This is a genomic window from Streptomyces sp. NPDC093984 (genome assembly GCF_044764595.1).
Classification (GTDB): domain Bacteria; phylum Actinomycetota; class Actinomycetes; order Streptomycetales; family Streptomycetaceae; genus Streptomyces; species Streptomyces cynarae.
This window is the reverse complement of sequence record NZ_JBIWIM010000005.1, coordinates 82,933-102,945: the sequence shown is the minus strand read 5'-3', so window position 1 is coordinate 102,945 and position 20,013 is coordinate 82,933. Positions and strand designations below refer to the sequence as shown.

At 72.9% G+C, this 20,013-nt stretch carries 14 protein-coding genes; 10 read left to right on the top strand and 4 right to left on the bottom strand.

The features are described from left to right. The first annotated feature begins 134 nt into the window (after positions 1–134). The 3 genes from ACIRC0_RS19915 (at position 135) to ACIRC0_RS19905 (ending at position 4,265) form a co-directional block, all read left to right on the top strand. Complete coding sequence (locus ACIRC0_RS19915; RefSeq protein WP_403617455.1) at positions 135–1,154, top strand: YihY/virulence factor BrkB family protein; 1,020 nt, start codon at positions 135–137, stop codon at positions 1,152–1,154. A gap of 152 nt (positions 1,155–1,306) precedes the next feature. Next, the gene (locus ACIRC0_RS19910) at positions 1,307–3,112 is read left to right on the top strand and encodes a thiamine pyrophosphate-requiring protein (protein ID WP_403617454.1); all 1,806 of its coding nucleotides are present in this window, start codon (positions 1,307–1,309) and stop codon (positions 3,110–3,112) included. Further along, positions 3,102–4,265, top strand: coding sequence for an enolase C-terminal domain-like protein (locus ACIRC0_RS19905; RefSeq protein WP_403617453.1), 1,164 nt, complete (start codon positions 3,102–3,104; stop codon positions 4,263–4,265). Before ACIRC0_RS19910 ends, ACIRC0_RS19905 begins: the two co-directional genes overlap by 11 nt. Before the next feature lie 27 nt (positions 4,266–4,292). Here ACIRC0_RS19905 and ACIRC0_RS19900 read toward each other — a convergent pair whose 3' ends face one another. The 3 genes from ACIRC0_RS19900 to ACIRC0_RS19890 all read right to left on the bottom strand — a co-directional run bounded on the left by ACIRC0_RS19900 (position 4,293) and on the right by ACIRC0_RS19890 (position 6,700). Continuing rightward, positions 4,293–5,102 carry a ribonuclease BN gene (locus ACIRC0_RS19900; RefSeq protein ID WP_403617452.1) on the bottom strand — a complete coding sequence of 270 codons (810 nt, stop codon included), beginning with the start codon at positions 5,100–5,102 and terminating at the stop codon, positions 4,293–4,295. A 111-nt stretch (positions 5,103–5,213) separates the two neighbouring features. Beyond that, complete coding sequence (locus ACIRC0_RS19895; RefSeq protein WP_403617451.1) at positions 5,214–6,209, bottom strand: YbhN family protein; 996 nt, start codon at positions 6,207–6,209, stop codon at positions 5,214–5,216. A 203-nt stretch (positions 6,210–6,412) separates the two neighbouring features. Then, on the bottom strand, positions 6,413–6,700 hold the full coding sequence (locus ACIRC0_RS19890; RefSeq protein WP_403617450.1) for a hypothetical protein: 288 nt from the start codon (positions 6,698–6,700) through the stop codon (positions 6,413–6,415). 58 nt (positions 6,701–6,758) lie between these two features. Between ACIRC0_RS19890 and ACIRC0_RS19885 the strand changes: the two genes are divergently transcribed. The 5 genes from ACIRC0_RS19885 (at position 6,759) to ACIRC0_RS19865 (ending at position 14,972) form a co-directional block, all read left to right on the top strand. Then, entirely contained in the window at positions 6,759–7,145 is a 387-nt protein-coding gene (locus ACIRC0_RS19885) for a hypothetical protein (RefSeq protein ID WP_403617449.1), read from the top strand. 231 nt (positions 7,146–7,376) lie between these two features. After that, on the top strand, positions 7,377–11,942 hold the full coding sequence (locus tag ACIRC0_RS19880) for an HAD-IC family P-type ATPase (protein ID WP_403617448.1): 4,566 nt from the start codon (positions 7,377–7,379) through the stop codon (positions 11,940–11,942). A 325-nt stretch (positions 11,943–12,267) separates the two neighbouring features. Then, the gene (locus ACIRC0_RS19875; RefSeq protein ID WP_403617447.1) at positions 12,268–12,678 is read left to right on the top strand and encodes a hypothetical protein; all 411 of its coding nucleotides are present in this window, start codon (positions 12,268–12,270) and stop codon (positions 12,676–12,678) included. A gap of 196 nt (positions 12,679–12,874) precedes the next feature. Further along, positions 12,875–14,026, top strand: a complete 1,152-nt coding sequence (locus ACIRC0_RS19870; protein ID WP_403617446.1) for a glutathione-independent formaldehyde dehydrogenase — start codon at positions 12,875–12,877, stop codon at positions 14,024–14,026. A gap of 64 nt (positions 14,027–14,090) precedes the next feature. Then, positions 14,091–14,972, top strand: coding sequence for a universal stress protein (locus ACIRC0_RS19865; RefSeq protein ID WP_403617445.1), 882 nt, complete (start codon positions 14,091–14,093; stop codon positions 14,970–14,972). A 4-nt stretch (positions 14,973–14,976) separates the two neighbouring features. On the opposite strand, the gene ftsH is transcribed toward ACIRC0_RS19865, so the two are convergent. Then, positions 14,977–17,115 (bottom strand): ATP-dependent zinc metalloprotease FtsH, encoded by a 2,139-nt coding sequence (gene ftsH, locus ACIRC0_RS19860; RefSeq protein ID WP_403617444.1) that lies wholly within the window; start codon positions 17,113–17,115, stop codon positions 14,977–14,979. Positions 17,116–17,438: 323 nt separating this feature from the next. On the opposite strand from ftsH, the gene ACIRC0_RS19855 reads away from it, so the two are divergent. Together ACIRC0_RS19855 and ACIRC0_RS19850 are read left to right on the top strand one after the other, a co-directional pair. Next, a complete protein-coding gene (locus ACIRC0_RS19855; protein WP_403617443.1) occupies positions 17,439–19,004 on the top strand; it encodes a cytochrome P450 in 1,566 nt (521 codons plus the stop codon). Beyond that, complete coding sequence (locus ACIRC0_RS19850; protein WP_403617442.1) at positions 18,988–19,992, top strand: (-)-alpha-amorphene synthase; 1,005 nt, start codon at positions 18,988–18,990, stop codon at positions 19,990–19,992. The genes ACIRC0_RS19855 and ACIRC0_RS19850 overlap by 17 nt, the downstream gene beginning before the upstream one ends. The last annotated feature ends 21 nt before the right edge of the window (positions 19,993–20,013 follow it).

Below are 20,013 nucleotides of genomic sequence, written 5' to 3'. Positions count from 1 at the left end.
GCACGCGCATGCGGCTGAATGGCCCGTCGTGTCGGACACCCGCCCAGTGGCGGGTGCATGCCACCTGACCTATCCTCACGAGCAGGACGACGTGAGGTGCCGGCGGGTGCCCGGCGGAGCGCACGAGGCAGACCATGGGAGTCGTGGCCCGCGTGGACGCGTACCAGCGGCGCCACCGCTGGGCGGGGCTGCCGCTCGCGGTGCTGTACAAGTTCTACGACGACCAGGCGACCTATCTCGCCGCGGTCCTCACCTACTACTCGTTCCTGTCGCTGTTCCCGCTGCTGCTGATCCTCGTCTCCGTCCTCGGCACCCTGCTCAGCGGCAACCCCCAGCTGCGGGAACGCCTGCTGAACTCCGCGCTCGGCGAGTTCCCCGTCATCGGCGACCAGCTCGGCGAGAACATCCACTCCTTCCACGGCAGCGGCGTCGCCCTCGTGGTGGGCGTGGTGGGCAGCCTCTACGGCGCCCTGGGCGTGGCCCAGGCCGCGCAGCACGCGCTGAACAAGATCTGGGCCGTGCCACGGCACGCGCGCCCCGATCCGTTCCGGTCACGGCTGAGGGGCCTGCTGTTCCTGTCGATCCTCGCGCTCGGGTTGTGCCTGACCACGGGGCTGTCCGTCGCGGAGTCGCGGGCGAGCGTCTTCGGCGCCCGGCTGGAGACCGGCGTCAGAGTCGCCGCCGCGGCCGCGGCCATCGTCCTCAACGCGGCTCTGCTGCTGCTCATCTACCGGACGCTGATCCGGCGCCGGCTGCCGCTGCGCCGTCTGTTCGGCGCCGTCCTCGGCGGCGCCTTCGCCTGGCAGCTGCTGCAGTGGGGCGGCTCGTACTACGTCAGCAAGGTGCTGCACGGCGCCACGGCCACCTACGGCCTGTTCGGCATCGTCCTCGGTCTGCTGGCCTGGCTCTACCTCGGCGCACTGATCTTCCTCATGACGGCCGAGGTCAGCGTGGTCCGGATCATGCGGCTGTGGCCGCGCAGCCTGCTGACCCCGTTCACCGACCGGGTGCAGCTCACTTCGGCCGACCGGCGCGCCTACCAGTCGTACGCGGCCACCGAGGCCTTCAAGGGCTTCCAGAAGATCAGAGTCCGCTTCGGTCCGCCCCCGCCCCCGCCCTCCGACTCCGAGGACCCTCCCAAGACAGCCGGCTGACCGGCGGGCGGCGGCACGACGGGCGGCGTGTCGTAGATTCTCCGGTTTCCGGCGCCTACGGCGTGAGGGTGGCCGCGTCGCCCGTGCCGTTTACGCGTCGCCCGAGAGGGTCACTCATCGTGGCGGCAGAGGTGCGTGGCGAGGGAGCAGACATGACGTTGGTCGCCGATTTCATGTTGCAGCGCCTGCGCGAGTGGGGTGTCGAAAGGGTCTTCGGCTATCCGGGGGACGGGATCAACGGACTGCTCGGTGCCTTCGACCGGGCCGCGGGGCATCCGGAGTTCGTCCAGGTCAGGCACGAGGAGATGGCCGCCTTCATGGCGTGCGCCCATGCCAAGTTCACCGGCGAGGTCGGCTGCTGCACGGCCACCTCCGGCCCCGGCGCGGTGCACCTGCTCAACGGGCTGTACGACGCCAAGCTGGACCACCAGCCCGTGGTCGCGGTGGTGGGCCAGCAGAAGCGGCTCTGTCTCGGCTCGCACTACCAGCAGGAGATCGCCCTCGAGCAACTGTTCGCGGACGTCTCCGAGTTCTGTCAGATGGTGGTCCACCCGGGGCAGGCCCGGCACGTCATCGACCGGGCGTTCAAAACCGCGCTGACCACCCGAGGCGTCGCCACGATCATCATTCCCGAGGACGTGCAGGAGGCGGACGCCCAGCCCTCGCCGCCCAAGACGCACGGCGCCGTCTTCTCCAGCGTGGGCTGGAGCCGCCCCCGGGTGCTGCCCGACGAGGCCGAGCTGCGCAAGGCGGCCGACGTGCTGAACTCCGGCAGCAAGGTCGCCATGATCATCGGCCAGGGTGCGGCCCACGCCGAGAGCGAGGTCGTCGAGACGGCCGAACTGCTGGGCGCCGGGGTCGCCAAGGCGCTGCTGGGCCGCGAAGTGCTGCCCGACGACCTGCCGTTCGTCACCGGCCCCATCGGTCTGCTCGGCAGCAAGGCCAGCGACAACATGATCCAGGGCTGCGACACCCTGCTGATGGTCGGCACCAGCTTCCCGTATGCCGAATGGCTGCCCGACGAGGGCCAGGCCCGCGGCGTCGAGATCGACATCGACGGGCGGATGATCGGCATCCGCTATCCCATGGAGGCCCATCTCGTCGGGGACTCCAAGGAGACGCTCAAGGCCCTCCTGCCGCTGCTCAGGCGCAAGGAGGACCGCGGCTGGCGGAAGAAGATCGAGAAGGACGTCGCCGAGTGGAACGCGGTCTGCGAGAAGTGGTCCGACCAGCACTTCGGCGGGAAGATCAACCCCCAGGCCGTCGCGGCCGAGCTGTCGCCCCGGCTGCCCGACGGCGCGATCCTGACGGCCGACTCGGGTTCGGGAACGAACTGGTGGGCGCGCCATCTGAAACTGCGCGAGGGCATGCAGGCCTCCCTGTCGGGCACGCTGGCCACGATGGGTCCGGGGACGCCGTACGCGATCGCCGCGCGGTTCGCGTATCCGGAGCGGCCGGTGATCGCGTTCGTCGGCGACGGCGCGTTCCAGATGAACGGCATGAACGAGATGATCACCGTCAAGCGGTACCTGGACCGGCTGTCCGGACCCGCGCCGTTCGTCTTCTGCGTGTTCAACAACCAGGACCTCAACCAGGTCACCTGGGAACAGCGGGCCATGGCCGGGGACCCCAAGTTCCCGGGCTCCCAGTCCATCCCCGACGTCCCGTACGCCAAGTACGCCGAACTCCTCGGCCTGAAGGGCGTCTACTGCGACAAGCCGAAGAAGGTCGGCGCCGCCTGGGACGAGGCGCTCGCCAGTGACCGGCCGGTGGTGCTGGAGTTCAAGGTGGACCCGGAGATCGCCCCGATCCCGCCGCACATCGTGACCGAGCAGGGCAAGAAGGCCGCCAAGGCCGCCGTGCGCGACCCCGAGAGGGTGGGCATCGCCACAAGGGGCGTGCGCCAGAAGCTCGCCGAGTACGCCGAGCGCCTCCCCGGACGCCACCATGGGGACTGACACCGGAACCGCCGGGGCCACCGGCCCGGCGACGGCCGAGTGCCGCATCGACGCGGTGGACGTGCACGCCTTCGAGGTGCCCACCGACGGCCCGGACGGCAAGGAGCAGGACGGAACGCTGGACTGGGACTCCACCACGGTCGTCCTGGTCCGGGTCCACGCCGGCGGGCGGACCGGGCTGGGGTACACCTACGGGGACGTGTCGGCCGCCTCGTTCGTCGAATCCAAGCTGGTGCCGGCGGTCAAGGGGCAGGACGTGACCTCGCCGCCGGCCCTGTGGCAGCGGATGGGCGTGCGGATCCGCAACGCCGGGCGCCCGGGCGTGGGAGCCATGGCGGTGTCCGCCGTCGACGTGGCGCTGTGGGACCTCAAGGCGAGGCTGCTGGGGCTCCCCCTGGTCCGGCTGCTCCCGGCCTACCACGACCGCGTGCCCGTCTACGGCAGCGGCGGCTTCACCAACTACTCGCCGGCCCGCCTCACCGAGCAGCTCACCGGATGGGTGGACCAGGGCATCCCCCGCGTCAAGCTGAAGACCTCGCGGGAACCGGAGCGCGACCCGCTGCGGCTGACCGCGGTGCGCAAGGCGGTCGGCGACGAGCCGGAGCTGTTCACCGACGCCAACGGGGCGCTCGGCCGCAAGGAGGCGCTCTACTGGGCGCGCCGCTTCCACGACGAGTGGGACGTGCGCTGGTTCGAGGAACCCGTCAGCTCCGCCGACCTGGAAGGACTGCGCCTGCTGCGCGAGCGCGGACCGGAGCGAGTGGAGATCGCGGCGGGCGAGTACGCCTACACGATGCGGGACTTCGTCAACCTCGTGGAGCGTCCGGCCGTGGACTGCCTCCAGGCCGACGTCACCCGCTGCGGCGGCATCACCGGCGTCCTGGAGGTGGCCGGCCTCTCGGCGGCCCATGACCTCGACCTGTCTGCGCACTGCGCCCCGGCGGTGTCCGCGCACGCCTTCTGCGCCGTACGACGGCTGCGGCACCTGGAGTACTTCCACGACCACGTACGGGTCGAGAACCTGCTGTTCGACGGCGCCCTGTCGCCCGAGGACGGCGCCCTGCGACCGGACACCGGACGCCCGGGGCTCGGCCTGGACGTCAAGTGGGCCGACGCCGAGCCGTACCGCGTGTACGGGGCGCCGCCGAGCTGAGCCGTGGCGGGCGCGGTGGCGGGCCGATCAGTGCGTGTAGCGCGGCCGCCAGTGGTGTTCGCAGAACCAGCGGCCGAACAGCGCACCGCCGTAGACCACGAACCCGACGCCGGTCAGCCAGGACTCCAGTACGAGGACGACCCCGAGCGGTCCGTAACTGACCGCGTTGCTGACGATGAGCGGCGTGAAGACGAGGTAGGAGAAGACCCGCAGACCGATCAGCCCGACCACGGTGGCCAGCGCGCCCGGCAGCAGGTCTCGCCAGCGGACCTGACCGCCCAGGAGGAAGCGCTGGCCCCACCAGAAGAACAGCACGCCGGTCGCCAGGGACACCGCGACCCGCAGCCATCCGTGCAAGGCCAGACGTGTCTGCACCTCCTGGTAGAGGTAGGTGGTGAGCACGATCAGCCAGGTGGCCTGGCGCCAGATGCGGTGCCACGGGCCGGGAGGCAGGTTCCAGATCCGTTCGTAACCGTTCTGGACGCTCCCGCCGAAGGACACCCCGAATACGGCGAGCAGAATCCCGCCCCACACACTGGTCGCGCTGATCACCTTGCGCGGCGCGGCGGTGATGGCGGTGACCACGTGCGCGGACCGGCCGGACAGCCCCATGCCGTCGACCAGCCACGTCGTGAAGCCCCCGTGCGCCAGAGGGTCGGCGGCCGCCACCACGATGAGCAGGGGCGCCAGCGTCACCAGGGCCAGCGTGGCGAAGCCGAGGGCGCGGTGCATCAGCTCCAGTTCACGGCCGCGCCGGACCAGGTCGTACGTCTTCAGCCGGTCCCACACGTGGTGCACGGCCTGCCGGATCAGTTTCACGGCCTGCTCCGCGATCATCCTCCCGCTCCTTGGGTGCCCCGCCGATGCATGACGGGTGATCGGGGGACGGGGGGACAAACGTGGGGCGGCACGGGCGGACCCGCTGTGACCTGACGGGATTCCCCCGGATCACAGCACCTTGCGCTGGACCAGGGCCGCGAGGGCCAGCGCGCCCGGGAGCAGCGGCAGCCAGACCGTCAGGACCCGGTAGCCGATCACGGTGGCCGTGGCCAGCTCCACCGGTGCGCCGTACGCGACCAGGGTGACCACCAGCGCCGCGTCGACCGGGCCGATGCCGCCCGGTGCGGGGACGGCCCCGGCCGCCGTGCTCGCGGCGAGGAACGCGAAGATCATCTGCGGCCAGGACAAGGGAAGGCCGAGCGAGGCACCGGCCGAGGCGACCACACTCGCCTGGAGCACCGGGGCGGCGGCCGAACCGCCCCACAGGGCGAGGACCCGGCTGGGCCGCGTGTGCAGCAGCCGCGCGTCGGCCAGGGCGGTGCGCGCGAAGCCGAGCGCCGCCCGGCGCAACGGACGTACGGCCGTCAGGAGCACGGCGGCCGTGCCGAGACCGAGGACCGCCCCTCCGGCCACCAGGAGCAACGTCCCCTCGTCCGGGACGAGTCGGCCGAGCCTCAGCATCCTGGGGAACGCCAGGACGAAAGCCACGAGCACCAGCGTCTTCGCGATCGGTTTGACCAGCGAGTACAGGGCCAGCGAGGCGGTGGCCCGGGCGAAAGGGATGCCGTGGGCCTGCAGGAACCGCAGGGTGACGGCATGGGCGCCGATGCTCGCCGGCAGCACGTGGTTGGCCGCCCCGGCGGCCAACTGGGACGCGAGCAGCGGCAGCGGCGGAAGCCGCTCCGGTACGGCGCCCTGGCGGACGCACGCCGCGGTCACCCAGCCCAGGCAGGTGAAGAAGACCCCGGCCACCAGCCACCAGGGGTCGGCGGAGGCCAACCGTGCCGTGCCGTCGCGCACGGCACGCCAGTCGGCCACCGCCCACGCCCCGACCAGCAGGAGCGGGACCAGGCCCAGCGCACGGCGGGCAAGGCGCGCGTACGAAGGGGAGCGGACGGGGGCGGGGAGCGGTCGGGAGAGGTTGTCGAGCGGGAGCAGGGACACGGCGCACATCGTCCTTCCCCATCACTCCCGCGGGTGCGCGGCGGACGGACGCAAGGCGAGGCAGGGGGACGCGAGCAACGTTCCCGCCCGGTGTGACGGCACGGTGTCCGGGAGGCGAAGGTCCGTCGGCGGGCGGACGACCGGCGATCGGCGGGCGGACGACCGGCCGAGGGCCCGCCGTCCCGCGCCCGCGACGTCCGCCGTCACTTCGAGCCGGAGAACCGGGCGAGCGGGCCCTTGTGCCGGAGCAGGGCGTAGCCGATGCCGAGCCCCAGGGCCACCGGCGCCTCGAGAGCGCCCGCGACGGCCAGCGCGCCGAGACCCACGTACAGGGGCAGGCCGTGCGCCTCGGGCAGGACCCGGCGCGCGGCGGCCACAGGAACCGCGACGGCGTTGACCGCCCAGGTGGCGGCCTCGCCGAGCGAGGGGACGGTCAGCGTGATCGTGCGCCCACCGAAGACGGCGGGCGGCCTCCTCTCCGGCCGTCTCACGGCCGACTGCCGCACGACCGGCCGAGCCGCGACGGACTGTCTCACCGTCGCCTGTCTCGTGGTCGCCCCTCTCGCCGCCGCCTGTCTCGTGGTCGCCTGCCTCGTCGCCGGCCGTTTCGCGGACGACTGTCGAGCGGACGACTGTCGAGCGACCGGCCGCGTCGCGGACGACTGTCGAGCGGACGACTGTCTCTTCGTCGTCCGGCTCGTCGCCTGTCTCCTCCTCGGCTGTGTCGCTGCCGCCTGTCTTGTCGTCGCCGGCCTTGTCGCCGACTGTCTCGTGGTCGGCTGCCCTGTGGTCGGCTGTCCTGTGGTCGGTTGTGTCGCGTTCGGCCGGCCGGCGACAGGCCGTCGGGCGGCCGACGAGGCGTCGGAGCGCTGCCTGGTGCGCGCCGCGGCGGCGGGCTGCCCCGCCTTCGTGCTGCTCGTCACCGTGCGTCTCTGAGCGGTCTTCACCGGGCGCTTCTGCGTGGACTTTCGCGCGGTCTTCGGCGTGGTCACGGTTCACATCCGTTCGTGGGTCCGGGACATCGCCCCCCACCGAGGCAGACGGTACCGGCGGGGAAAGGGGCCTGCGAGCCGGGAAGCCGTTCGGATCAGCCCGCCGAGCGGGTGCTTCCGGTGCGCGCGATGATCGGATCCGTACGGGGACCGGCCCGCTCGGGAGGTGGCACGGATGTCGCTGCTGTCAGGGACGCGCCTGCCACTGCCGGGCCCGCTGGCCGACGGCCTGGCCGCCGGCGCCCGGGGTGCCGCGGAGGCGGCCGTGACGCTGCTCGGCCTCGGCCGGAGGGACGTGTGGTCCCGCCCGGGCCGCTGCCACATCCAGGTCCGCGGCGTGCACGGTCCCCGCGGCCTGCGGGTCGGCCGGATCGTGGAGCGCGCGCTGGAGGAGCATCCCGGGGTCCTGTGGGCGCGCGTGAACGCACCGGCGGAACGGGTCGTCGTGGAACTGGCCTCGCCGCCGCCGTCGCGGCAGGAGCTGCTCCGGATCGTCTCCCACGCCGAGGCCCACGGGGCCGCCGCCACCGCGGAGCCCGGCGAGTACGACGAATGGTGCCCCGGACCGCACCACCCCTGTGAGGCGCCGCACAGCCGGCCCACCCTCCCGGTCCTCGCCGCGGACATCGCGGGCCTGCTCCTCACGGTCGCCACCCGCCTGTCGCCGTGGACACCGCTGCCGGCCGAGGTGGGCGCGCTGGCCACCGCAGTCCAGTGCCACCCGTGGCTGCGCAGGCTGGTCACCGCCGGCCTCACGGAACTGGAACGCCCCGAATCGGTGGTTCCGACGCTCAACGCGCTCGTCCAGGGCCTGGCCACCCGTGGCGGAGGACTGATGCTCGACGCCGCCCAGCGCATCGCGCAGTGGCGGGAGGCGAACGCGACCCTCGAGGCGTGGGCGGACGCGGAGCCGCGGCTGGTGCGGGGACCGGAGGACGCGCAGGCCGAGCCGGTCGTCGTGGAACGGCCGCGGGTCCACCGCGACGTGACGGCACGTTACGCCGAACGGGCCATGGGGGCGGGCGCCGCCGTGGGCGCCCTGACCGCGCCGTACGCGGGACCGCGGCGCGCGCTCGCGGTGGCGCTGGCCGGCATGCCGAAGGCTCCCGAGGCCGGGCGGGAGGGCTTCGCCACCAGCCTCGGCCGGTTCCTCGCACTGCGCGGCGTCGTGGCCATGGACCGCGGTGCGCTGCGCCGCCTGGGCCAGGTGGACACCGTGGTGCTGGACGTGGACGTGCTGCGCGGCGGGCGGTACGAGCTGACCGACCTGGTGCCGCTCGACGGCGCCGACACCGAACAGTGCTCCGACCGGCTCTTCGCCCTGTTCGACCCGGCCGCGCCGACACGGGTCCGGCGCGACGGCGAAGGCTGGGTGCTCGGCCCGCTCGAGGACCTGGAACTGACCGGCCGCACCGGGCGCCCGGATGCCGAGCGGCTGCGGTCCCGGGGCGGCGAACGGGTGCTGGGACTCGCCCTGCGGCGCCGCCTGATGGCCGTCGCGGGCGTGGCGACGCAGACCCTTCCGGGCGCGCAGGCCCTGGCCGCGGCCGCCAGACGTTCCCGGATCCGGGTGGTCCTCGCCGGCGACCGGACCGACCCGCGCCTCGGCTTCGTCGACGCCACGGTGCCCTCGGGGCGCCACCTGGTGGCGTCGGTGCGGGCCCTGCAGGCGGACGGCGCGGTGGTGCTGCTGGTGTCGGGCAACCGCCGTGCGCTCGCGGCCTCGGACTGCGGCATCGGCGTGCACCGGGACGGGGAGCCGCCGGCCTGGGGCGCCGACCTGCTCGTCGGCACCGATCTGGAGGCCGTGGCGCTGATCCTGTCCGGCGTCGGCGTGGCCCGCCGGGTCGACCGGGACAGCGCCGTGCTGTCCACCGGCGGCAGCGGCATCGGCGCGGTGGCGGCGTTGCGGGCACCGGCCACCGAGGCGTGCTCGCGCGGGCAGGCGGCGTGCAACACGGCCGGGGCGATCGCCTTCTGCCTGGGTGTCTGGCGCGCCCGGCAACTCTGCTCCCGCCCCGTCACCCCCTCCGTGGCGACCGTGCCCTGGCACCTGATGCCGCCCGCGCGGGTCCTTCAGAGGCTGCGGACGTCCGCCGACGGGCTCTCCCCGCAGGAGGCCGCCGCGCGGGCCGAAGGCCCCTCGGGGACGGGTGCCGCGCCGCGCACCACCCTGCTGTCCGCGTTCGTCGAGGAACTGGCCAACCCGCTGACTCCGGTGCTCGCGGGCGGGGCCGCCCTGGCCGCCGCCGTCGGGTCCAGGGCGGACGCCGCACTGGTCGCCGCGGTCACCGCCACCTCGGCGCTGGTCGGCGGTGTGCAGCGGGTCCGCACCGAGCGCGCGCTCGCCGAGCTGACCGCGCGCTCCGCGGTCGGGGCACGGGTGCGGCGCGGGGGCGTCGAGCGGCTGGTCACCGCCGAGGAGCTGGTGCCGGGGGACGTCGTCGTGCTGAGGCCCGAGGACGTGGTGCCCGCCGACTGCCGGCTGCTGCACGCCGAGGGTCTGGAGGTCGACGAGTCGTCCTTGACCGGCGAGTCCCTGCCCGTCGCCAAGACCCCGGCCCCCGTGGTCGCCGCGCAGCTCACCGAGCGCTCCTCGATGCTCTACGAGAGCAGCACCGTCTCCGCAGGCGAGGCGGTCGCCGTGGTGGTGGCCACCGGCGCGGCCACCGAGGCAGGGCGCACCATGGCCACCGCACGGGAGGCCGCACCGGTCACCGGCGTCGAGGCGCGGCTGTCGTCGCTGACCAAGGCCAGCCTTCCCGTGGCGACGGCGTCCGCGGTGGCGGTGGCCGGGGCGGGACTGCTGCACGGGCGCCCGCTCGCCCAGAGCCTCGCCTCCGCGGTGAACCTGGCCGTCGCCTCGGTCCCCGAAGGCCTGCCGTTCCTCGTCAACGCCGCCCAACTGGCCTCCGCGCGCCGCCTGGCCGAGCAGGGCGCCCTCGTCCGCAACCCGCGCACCATCGAGGCGCTGGGCCGGGCCGATGTGCTCTGCTTCGACAAGACCGGCACCCTCACCGAGGGCAACCTCCAGCTCGTCGCGGTCAGCGACGGAGAGCGGAACATGTCCGTCGACCGGCTGGGCCCGCGGCACAAGGCGATCCTGTCCGCGGCGCTCCGGGCCACCCCCGCCGCCCGGCAGTCCGAGCCGATGGCCCACCAGACCGACCGGGCGGTGGACGCCGGGGCCCGCCGGGCGCGGGTGTCGGTCGGCCGCGGCGCGCCCGGCTGGCGGCGCAGCGGCACCCTGCCCTTCGACCCGTCCCGGGCCTACCACGCCACGGTGGGCCGCACCGTCGGCTCCACCCTGCTGAGCGTCAAGGGCGCCCCGGAGACCGTCCTGGCCCGCTGCTTGCGCAGACGCCGGAACGGGGCCGAGAGCGCGCTCGACGACGCCGGGCGCAAGGCACTCGCCCGGGCCACGGAGGAGCTCGCCGGCGCGGGCCGCCGCGTCCTCGCCGTGGCCGAACGCGCCCTGGGCCAGGGCGAGGAGCTGACCGACGCCGCGGTGCGGGACCTGGTCTTCGTGGGCTTCGTCGTCCTCGCCGACCCGGTACGCCCTTCGGCCGCGCCGGCCACCGCCCGGCTGCGCGCGGCGGGCGTGCACACCGTCCTGCTCACCGGGGACCACGCCGCCACCGCGGAGGCCATCGCGGCCTCCGTCACCGGCGAGTCCCACCAGAAGGTCTGCACCGGGCCGGAGTTGGACGCGCTCGACGACGACGAACTCGACGCTCTGCTGCCCACGGTGGACGTGATCGCCCGGTGCACCCCGCACAACAAGGTCCGTATCGTCGAGGCGTTCCAGCGGCTCGGCCGCGTGGTGGCGATGACCGGCGACGGTGCCAACGACGCCCCGGCCATCCGGCTCGCCGACGTCGGCATCGCCCTGGGGCGGCGCGGCACGCCCGCGGCGACGGCCGCGGCGGATCTCGTCATCGGTGACGACCGTCTGGAGACGATCGTCGCCGCGCTCACCGAGGGCCGGGCGATGTGGACCTCGGTCAGGACCGCGCTGGCCATCCTGATCGGCGGCAACCTCGGGGAGGTCACCTTCAGCGTGCTCGCCTCTGCCGTGGCGGGCAGCTCACCGCTCAGTGCCCGCCAGATCATGCTGGTGAACCTTCTCACCGACCTCGCCCCGGCGCTGTCCATCGCCGTCCGCACGCCGGCCGAGAGCACCGGGGAGCAGTTGCTCCGGGAAGGACCGCACCAGTCGCTGGGGACCTCGCTCACCGAGGAGATGGTTCAGCGCGGGCTCACCACGGCGCTCGGCGCCGGACTGGCCTGGACGGCCGCCCGGTTCACCGGCACGCGCCGCCGCGCCGCCACCGTGGCGCTGGTCGCGGTGGTCGGCACCCAGCTCGCGCAGACCCTCACCAGCGGCGGCGCGGACCTCCAGGTGCTCGCCGCCACCCTCGGTTCGGCCGCCGTGCTCGTCGGCATCGTCCAGACCCCGGGCATCAGCCGGTTCTTCGGTTCCACACCGCTCGGCCCCGTCGGCTGGGGCACCACTGTGGCGTCCATCGCGACCGCCACGCTCCTCCACGGGACGCTGAAGCCGCTCTCGCAGCGCCTGGCCGGTGCCGGATGGCTGCCCGCCGGGGGTGACGACGCCGGGGCCGAGGCGCCCGGGGAGGCCGCGCCCGTGCCGGCGGCCGCCGCCCTGACTGCCTGGCTGAGCGGTGCGCTGTCCCGCCTGGGCCTGCCCGTACCCGGGGCGGGCCCTGTCATCGCGTGAACGACAAGCCGGTCCCGTGTTCCCGTCACTCCTCGGGCGCGTCCTCGTCCACCCGGTACGTCTTGGTCCAGGTGGCGCCACAGCGGCAGCGGGACGACTCGATCAGTTCGCCGTTCTCGCTCACACTCAGACCGTGTCCGATGCGCACGTGAACATGTTGACCCACGGCGCGTCTCCTCTCGCTGACGGCAGCCGGCGGAAAAGCCATTGAACGAGATACCGCGGCGGGGAGTAAGAGAGCGTTCGCATGGTGAGACGTTTCGAGAAACACGCGGATTCCTCCCGGACGTGACGCCGGACGTCAGAATGGAAGGGAGGAAGCGCCATGGCACGGATACTCGTCGACGGCGACGATCTCGTCGTACGCCTGAGATGGCGGGAAAAGGCGGCCGCCCGCCACGGTGACGTACGCGTGCCGCTCGAGGCGGTACGCCGGGTGACCGTCGAACCCGACTGGTGGCGTGCCCTGCGGGGAGACGCCCGGCGGGGGCTGTGGATCCCCGGGACGCTGTGCATCGGAACGCGGGGCCATCCCGGCGGAGAGGACTTCGTGGTGGTGAGGCCGGGCCCGCCCGTCGTGTGCGTCGCCCTGCGGCCCGGCGCCCCCTTCCGTCTCCTCGCAGTCTCGGTGCCGGACGGCGCCGAGGCCACGGCGCGGCGACTGCGCCGTCTCGCACCGAGGATCGACTCCTCCACCAGCGCGCGGGAGGCGATCCCCGTCCCTGGGGAGAGCTGAGCGCAGGACCCCGCGGCGGACCGCGCCGACATGGGTTGCGGCCCCTGCCGTACGGGCGTTTTCTGGAGGTGTCCGGCGGTGAAAGAGCGCGAACGGGGCCACGGCACAAGCCCGAGGGCCCGCGCCTGTAGTGCCTCCCCCGGTAGCGGCTCCGTTCCGCCGCCGTCAGCCGGCGTTCGACGCGGAGGTGACGCAGGTGAAAGCCGTCGTCTACGAGAAGCCCTTCAGCGTGGCTGTGAGGGATGTCCAGGATCCCCGGATCGAGCACCCGAACGATGTGCTCGTACGGGTCACGTCGACCGCGATCTGCGGTTCGGACCTGCACATGTACGAAGGCCGCACGGCGGCCGAGTCGGGCATCGTCTTCGGACACGAGAACCTCGGCATCATCGAGGAGGTCGGCAGTGGCGTGACCTCCCTGTCCGAGGGTGACCGTGTGGTGATGCCCTTCAACGTCGCCTGCGGATTCTGCAAGAACTGCCTCGTCGGAAAGACCGGGTTCTGCCTCACGGTGAATCCCGGATTCGCCGGCGGCGCCTATGGATATGTGGCGATGGGGCCGTTCATCGGTGGTCAGGCGGAGCGGCTGCGGGTGCCCTACGCCGATTTCAACTGCCTGAAACTGCCGCCCGGTGAGGAGTTCGAGACCGATTTCGTCCTGCTCGCCGACATCTTCCCGACCGGTTACCACGGATGCGAACTCGCCCAGGTGTCCCCCGGTGAGAGCGTGGCCGTCTACGGTGCCGGCCCGGTGGGTCTGATGGCCGCCTACTCCGCGTTGCTGCGCGGGGCGTCGAAGGTGTTCTCCGTCGACCGGGTGCCCGAGCGGCTCGCCAAGGCGGAGGAGATCGGGGCCATCCCCATCGACTTCACCAAGGGCGACCCGGCCGAGCAGATCAAGGAACAGACGAACGGAGAGGGCACCGACAAGGGCGTGGACGCCGTGGGCTACCAGGCCCAGGCGCACGACGCCAGCCACGAGGAACCCGCCATCGTCCTCAACGAGCTCGTGGAGACGGTGCGGCCCACCGGCATGCTCGGTGTACCGGGCCTGTACGTGCCCTCCGACCCCGGCGGACCCGACGAGCACGCCAAGCGGGGCCAGTTGCTGGTCTCCATCGGCCGGATGTTCGAGAAGGGTCAGCAGATGGGCACCGGCCAGTGCAACGTCAAGCGGTACAACCGCCAGCTGCGTGATCTGATCATCGCGGGGCGGGCCAAGCCCAGCTTCGTGGTCTCCCATGAACTGCCGCTGGACCAGGCGCCGCAGGCGTACGAGAAGTTCGACAAGAGGATCGAGGGCTACACCAAGGTGGTGCTGCACCCCGCTCACGCCCTCGCGGCCTGAGCGACGGGTCCGGGCGCGCACGGGCGCGCCCGGACCCCGTCAGTTCTGATCGCCGGAGACGACGATGGCTCGACCGGAGGATCGCCGGCCCATCGTGGCCGGTGTCGACCCCGATCCCGCCAAGCGGTGGGCGCTCGCCTGGGCGGCGGACGAGGCCGCCCTGCGCCGGGTGCCGCTGCGTCTGGTGCACGCCGCGACGCCGCCCACCGCGGGCATCAGGAGATGGGAGCCGCCCTCCTCCTGGGAGGCCTGCACCCGGGCGCTGCGGGAGGCGGGGGAGCAGGTGCTCCAGGCGGCGGTGTCGTTCGTGGAGGCCCGGCAGCCGGGGGTCGAGGTGTCCGGTCTGCCGGCCGAGGGCGACCCGGCGTGGGTCCTGCGGGAGCAGGGACACGACGCGGCGGCCGTCGTCCTCGGGTCGTGGCATCTGAGCCGGGTCCGGGAGGTCTTCTCCGCCTCGGTCACCCTGAACGTCATGGCGCACGCCCGCTGCCCGGTGGTCGTCGTGCCCGAACCGCAGGACACCGTCCCTGAGGACGCGTACTTCGTCGTCGGCGTGGACGGCAGCGCGCGTTCCGCTGCCGCCGTCGACGTCGCCTTCCAGGAGGCCGCCCTGCGCGGGGCCGGGCTGCGCGCGCTCTACGTCTGGCAGCCGGGGCTGCTCGGGGTGCTGGACGAGCACGCGGCCCGGAAGGAGTGCAGGCGGCTGCTCCATGAGACGGTGGCCGACCGCGGCGCCGCGTATCCGGACGTCGCGCTGCATCAGGAGCTGGTCGGCGGCCATCCCGTGAAGGTGCTGACCGAGGCCTCCGCCCACGCGCTCGGGCTGGTGGTGGGCACCCGCGGGCACGGCGGCTTCACCGGCATGCTGCTCGGCTCGGTGAGCCAGGGCGTGCTGCACCACGCCCGCTGCCCCGTCATCACCGTGCCGCACGACCTCCCCGCATGAGCCGCTAGGAACCTGCTCCCGTGCCGGTGCCAGTGGCAGTGCCAGTGGCAGTGCCGGTGCCGGTGGCAGTGCCGGCGGTGGTGGTACCGGTGGTGGTACCGGTCCCGGCGGCGCTGCCCTGGTCTTCCTGCCCCGGAACCTCTCCCGGCACGCGGACCGGTGGCGCCCCGGCCCGCAGATCCTCGACCGCGTGCTCCGGAAGGTTTCCGTCTGCCTCCCGCCGCTGCTCACGCTCCAGTCTCAGGACCTCCAGGACGGCCGAGCCGTCGATGGTCTCGCGGGTGACGAGCAGGCCGGCGAGGCGGTCCAGGGCCCGGCGGTGCTCCCGCAGCAGCCCCGTCGCCCGCTCCTCGGCCTCGCGCAGCAGACGGGCGGCCTCCTGGTCGATGATCCGCTGGGTCTGTTCCGAGTACGGCTGCCGCATCGAGTCCTCCGGGCTCTCGCCCAGGTAGTGCGGGCCCGCGGCGGCGTAGCCGACCGGGCCGAGCGCCGGGGACAGGCCGAAGTCCCGCACCATGCGCGTGGCGATCTGGGTGGCCCCGGCCAGATCGTTGGCGGCGCCGCTGGAGCCCGCGCCGAAGACCACCAACTCGGCCGCCCGGCCGCCGAGACGCACCGCGAGCAGATCCGTCAGGTAGGCCTCGCTGTACAGATGGCGTTCGGCCTCGGGAAGCTGCTCGGTCACCCCGAGCGTCATGCCCGACGGCAGGACGGTGACCTTCGCGACGGGGTCGGCGTGCTCGCACAGCGCGGCGACCAGGGCATGCCCCGACTCGTGGACGGCGACCGAGTGGCGCTCCTCGGGCAGCAGGGCGTTGGACGCCTCGCGACGGCCCAGCAGGACCCGGTCGCGGGCGGCGTCCAGATCGTGCGGCTCGATCAGCACGCGGTCGGCCCGTACGGCGTTGATGGCGGCCTCGTTGACCAGGTTCGCGAGGTCGGCGCCGGAGAAGCCGGGAGTGGCGCGAGCCACGGTGCCGAGGTCGACGTCGGGCGACAGGATCTTGCCCCGGGCGTGGACGGTGAGGATCGCGGCGCGCTCGGCCTGGTTGGGCAGGGGGACGGTGACCTGCCGGTCGAACCTGCCCGGGCGCAGCAGGGCGGGGTCCAGCGCCTCCGGCCGGTTGGTGGCGGCGAGCACGACGATGCCGGTGGACTGGTCGAACCCGTCCATCTCGGCCAGCAGCTGGTTGAGGGTCTGCTCGCGTTCGTCGTTGCCGCCGATGTGGCCGCTGCCCGAGCGGCGCGCGCCCACGGCGTCCAGCTCGTCGATGAAGATGATCGACGGCGCGCGCTTGCGGGCCTCGTCGAACAGGTCCCGAACCCGGGAGGCGCCCACGCCGACGAACATCTCCACGAACGCGGACCCGGTCACCGACAGGAACGGCACGTCGGCCTCACCGGCGACGGCACGAGCGAAGAGCGTCTTGCCGGTGCCGGGCGGTCCCACCATGATCACTCCGCGGGGTCCCTTGGCGCCGGCCGCCGCATAGCGCATGGGGTTGCGCAGGAAGTCGACGACCTCGCTGATCTCCTGCTTCACCCCGTCGTATCCGGCCACGTCGTCGAACCGGGTGGTGGGCCGCTCCGCCTCGATGATCTTCGCCCGGGAGCGGCCGATGGCGCTGAGCCCACCGGTGACCGAGCGCGCGGCACGGCGCCCGAACCACCAGAAGGCGCCGACCAGGAGCAGCAGCGGGAGGAAGGCGACGAAGAACGACAGGAAGGGGTTGCCGCCGCTCTTGCTCTGCGAGGCGGTGATCTGCACGTGCTTGGCCTGGAGCTGCTGCTGCAGCGACCCGGTCCCCAGCGCGGTGGGCAGCTGGGTGGTGAACTTGGTGCCGTTCTTCAGACTGCCGCTGACCGCCCCCCTGTCGTTGATGTCGACCGTCTTGACCTGCCCGGCACCGACCTTGGCGGTGAAGTCGCTGTACGTCAGGTGGGCCGGCGCAGTCCCCGACGGGGCGCGCACCAGCATGATGACGACCAGGAAGGCCACCCACAGCAGCGGAACGATCCACCACTGCCGGCCCCCCGGCGTGGGCCGCTGGTTCCCGGGCGGCCTCGGCGCGTCCCGCGGCGGCCCGGACTTGGCCGGTGGCGTGAGATGCCGGTGCGGCATCCGCACTCGCGTGATCACCACCCACCGCCTCCTCCCACCAGTGCGATGTCACCGGGCGCCCGGCGGCGGGGCATTCCCGGGTCACTTCTCATGGTCTCTCGCCCGGCCCCGGAAGGGTGCCCGGCCGAGGTAAGCCGGCGGCGAATCCGGAGAAGGAAGAATTGCCGGTCTGTGTAGCCGACATCAACAGTGGCCGGTCCCATGCGCCTTCGTGCTCCTGTGCGCCCCCCGGGAAAAGCGCGCGGGAAGCGGGCGGCGGGTTGGACTGGGCAGGACAGGACTCATGCTCCACGTCCGAGGAACGTTCACCGATTTCCTGTGTCGACCGCGGAAGGTGGTATTCGATGAGCGGTTCCCTGCCCGAGGCCCGGCGAGTATGGACGGTGGCCACTGCGCCGGGCATATTCCCATTCGTCGGTCACGGTATCACCCTGTTCCGGAACCCACTGGCCTTTCTGAATTCCGTTTCCGGTTACGGGGATCTGGTCGAGATACGCCTCGGTCCCCAGCGTGCCTGGCTGGTGTGCCACCCGGAGCTGGTGCACCGGGTCCTCATGGACGCCCGTACGTTCGACAAGGGCGGTCCGCAGTACGACAGGCTGCGGCCGCTGATGGGCAACGGCCTGGTCACCTGCGCCCACGAGGACCACCGACGGCAGCGCAGGCTGATCCAGCCCGCCTTCCACCCGGCCCGCATCGCCGACTACGCGCGGGTGATGGGCGAGGAGGCCGAGTTCGTCCTCGGCGCGTGGCGGCCCGGCGAGAAGGTCGACGTGAGCGGGGCGATGCTGGCCCTGACCACCCGGGTGACCAGCCGCTTCCTGCTCTCCGATGCGCTGGACGCCGTGACCGTCGCCGAGCTGCGGGACTGCCTCGGGGCCCTCGTCCGGGGCCTGTTCGTCCGTACGGTCGTGCCGCTCGCCCCCCTGTTCCGGCTCCCCACGCCCGCCAACCGGCGCTACCGCCGTGCCTTCGACCGCCTGCACGCGATCGTCGACTCCGTCATCGACGAACGGCGGCGGGGCCGTCCCCGCGACGATCTGCTGGGCAGCCTGCTGGAGGCCGAGCGAGGCCACGAGGGAGCGGCGGTCACCGGTCGGGAGATCCACGACCAGCTGATCACGCTCCTGCTCACCGGCGTCGAGAGCACGGCGATGTGCCTCGGCTCGCTGTTCGCCCTGCTGCCCCGCCATCCGGAGGTCGAGCGCCGGCTGCACGAGGAGGTCGACGAGGTGCTCGCCGAGGGGCGGCCGCCCGGCCCGGAGGAGCTGACGCGCCTGTCGTACACCCGCGGCGTGGTGACGGAGACGCTGCGGGTGTATCCGCCGGGCTGGCTCTTCACCCGGACCACCACCGAGGAGGCCGATCTCGCAGGCGTTCGCCTCCCCAGGGGGGCGACCGTCCTGTACAGCCCCTACGTCCTGCACCACGATCCCGCGTCGTTCCCCGACCCCGACCGGTTCCTGCCCGAGCGCTGGCTGTCCGGGCGGGCCGCGGCCGTACGCAACGGCGCCCTGCTGCCCTTCGCCGCCGGCAGCCGCAAATGCGTCGGGGACACCTTCGCCATGGCGGAGGCCACCCTGGCCGTGGCGACGGTCGCCCGCCGCTGGCGTCTGCGGCCGCTGCCCGGACATGTCGAGCAGCCACGCCCCGCCGCGACCCTCGGGCCGAGGGCACTGGAGATGATCTGCCGATCCCGGTCACAGACGCCACCGGGGAAACCGCCGGCGCGAGCGTCCGACACCCCGGACAAAGACGGTGCGCAGCCCTTTGAGCCTCTGGCAGAGGTCGTCCGCATTCCGCCCGGCACCACCACGCGATCCCCCCAGGAATTCCCCGCAAACGGAACGGCGACATCCTCGCCGCGGAACCGCCGAAGGGAAGGTGACAAAGGTGTCGGTGGAGCATGAGGACGTCACAGCCGGACCGCACGCAGGAAATCCGGCGGGAAACCTCAAGGAACTGATCGAGTCCGAGCTCTACATGCCCTTTCCCCCGCTGCGCAATCCGCACGAATCCGAGGCCGCGGCCGGCGTCGAGGAATGGTTGCGCAGCTGGGGCCTGACCGACGACCCCGCGGTCGCCGCGATGATCGCCCGCACCCGTCCCGCGGAACTGGCCTCCTACAACAGCCCGACCATGGATGCCGGCATCCTGCGGATCGTGGCGAACCAGATCGCCTACCAGTTCGTCTTCGACGACCGGGCGGAGGAGATCGGCCGGCGCCGGCCGAGCAGGCTGCTGCCCATGCTGTGCGAGAGCATCGCCGTACTGCGCGACGGCCGGCCGCCGACCACGCCTCTGGGGGCCGCCCTGGCCGACCTCCACCGGCAGGTCCAAGAGCGCTGCACCCCGGACCAGGCGGCGCGCTGGGCCTGGCACGGCCGCGAGTACGTGCACGGCCTGCTGTACGAGGCGGTGGCGCAGACCGACCCTCCCCGCGTACGGGTCGGCCTGTGCGGCTCGATACGGTCCCTCACCGCGGGCGTCGAACCGTTCTACCCGCTGTGCGAGGCCGCACAGCCCCACGAACTGTCCCCCGGCGAGCTCTGGCACCCGGCCATGCGCCGACTGCGCAGACTCTCGGCCGACGCCGCGGTGTGGATACCCGACCTGTTCTCCGCAGTGAAGGAGCAACGGGAGGGCGGCGTGATCAACCTGGCCCTGGCCTACGCCAGGGAGCACCACTGCACCCTGCCGCAGGCCGTCCGGCTCGCCATCGGAAGGATCAACCGCACCATCAGGGAGTTCGAGCGGCTCTCCGAGCAGATCCGGCCGCGGTCGAGCCCCGCCGCCCTCGGCTATGTGGACGGCATGGCCGGCTGGATCCGTGGCTGCTACTACTGGTCCCGCGACGTGCCGCGCTACGCGGACACCGCGACCGTCCCCGTCGGCTGACGTACGACGCCAAGGCGCCGC

Excerpts from the sequence above, each read along its gene's own strand:
- ACIRC0_RS19915 (WP_403617455.1), top strand. The coding sequence starts at position 135 with ATGGGAGTCGTGGCCCGCGTGGACGCGTACCAGCGGCGCCACCGCTGG.
- ACIRC0_RS19910 (WP_403617454.1), top strand. The coding sequence starts at position 1,307 with ATGACGTTGGTCGCCGATTTCATGTTGCAGCGCCTGCGCGAGTGGGGT.
- ACIRC0_RS19905 (WP_403617453.1), top strand. The coding sequence starts at position 3,102 with ATGGGGACTGACACCGGAACCGCCGGGGCCACCGGCCCGGCGACGGCC.
- ACIRC0_RS19900 (WP_403617452.1), bottom strand. The coding sequence starts at position 5,102 with ATGATCGCGGAGCAGGCCGTGAAACTGATCCGGCAGGCCGTGCACCAC.
- ACIRC0_RS19880 (WP_403617448.1), top strand. The coding sequence starts at position 7,377 with ATGTCGCTGCTGTCAGGGACGCGCCTGCCACTGCCGGGCCCGCTGGCC.
- ACIRC0_RS19875 (WP_403617447.1), top strand. The coding sequence starts at position 12,268 with ATGGCACGGATACTCGTCGACGGCGACGATCTCGTCGTACGCCTGAGA.
- ACIRC0_RS19865 (WP_403617445.1), top strand. The coding sequence starts at position 14,091 with ATGGCTCGACCGGAGGATCGCCGGCCCATCGTGGCCGGTGTCGACCCC.
- ACIRC0_RS19855 (WP_403617443.1), top strand. The coding sequence starts at position 17,439 with ATGAGCGGTTCCCTGCCCGAGGCCCGGCGAGTATGGACGGTGGCCACT.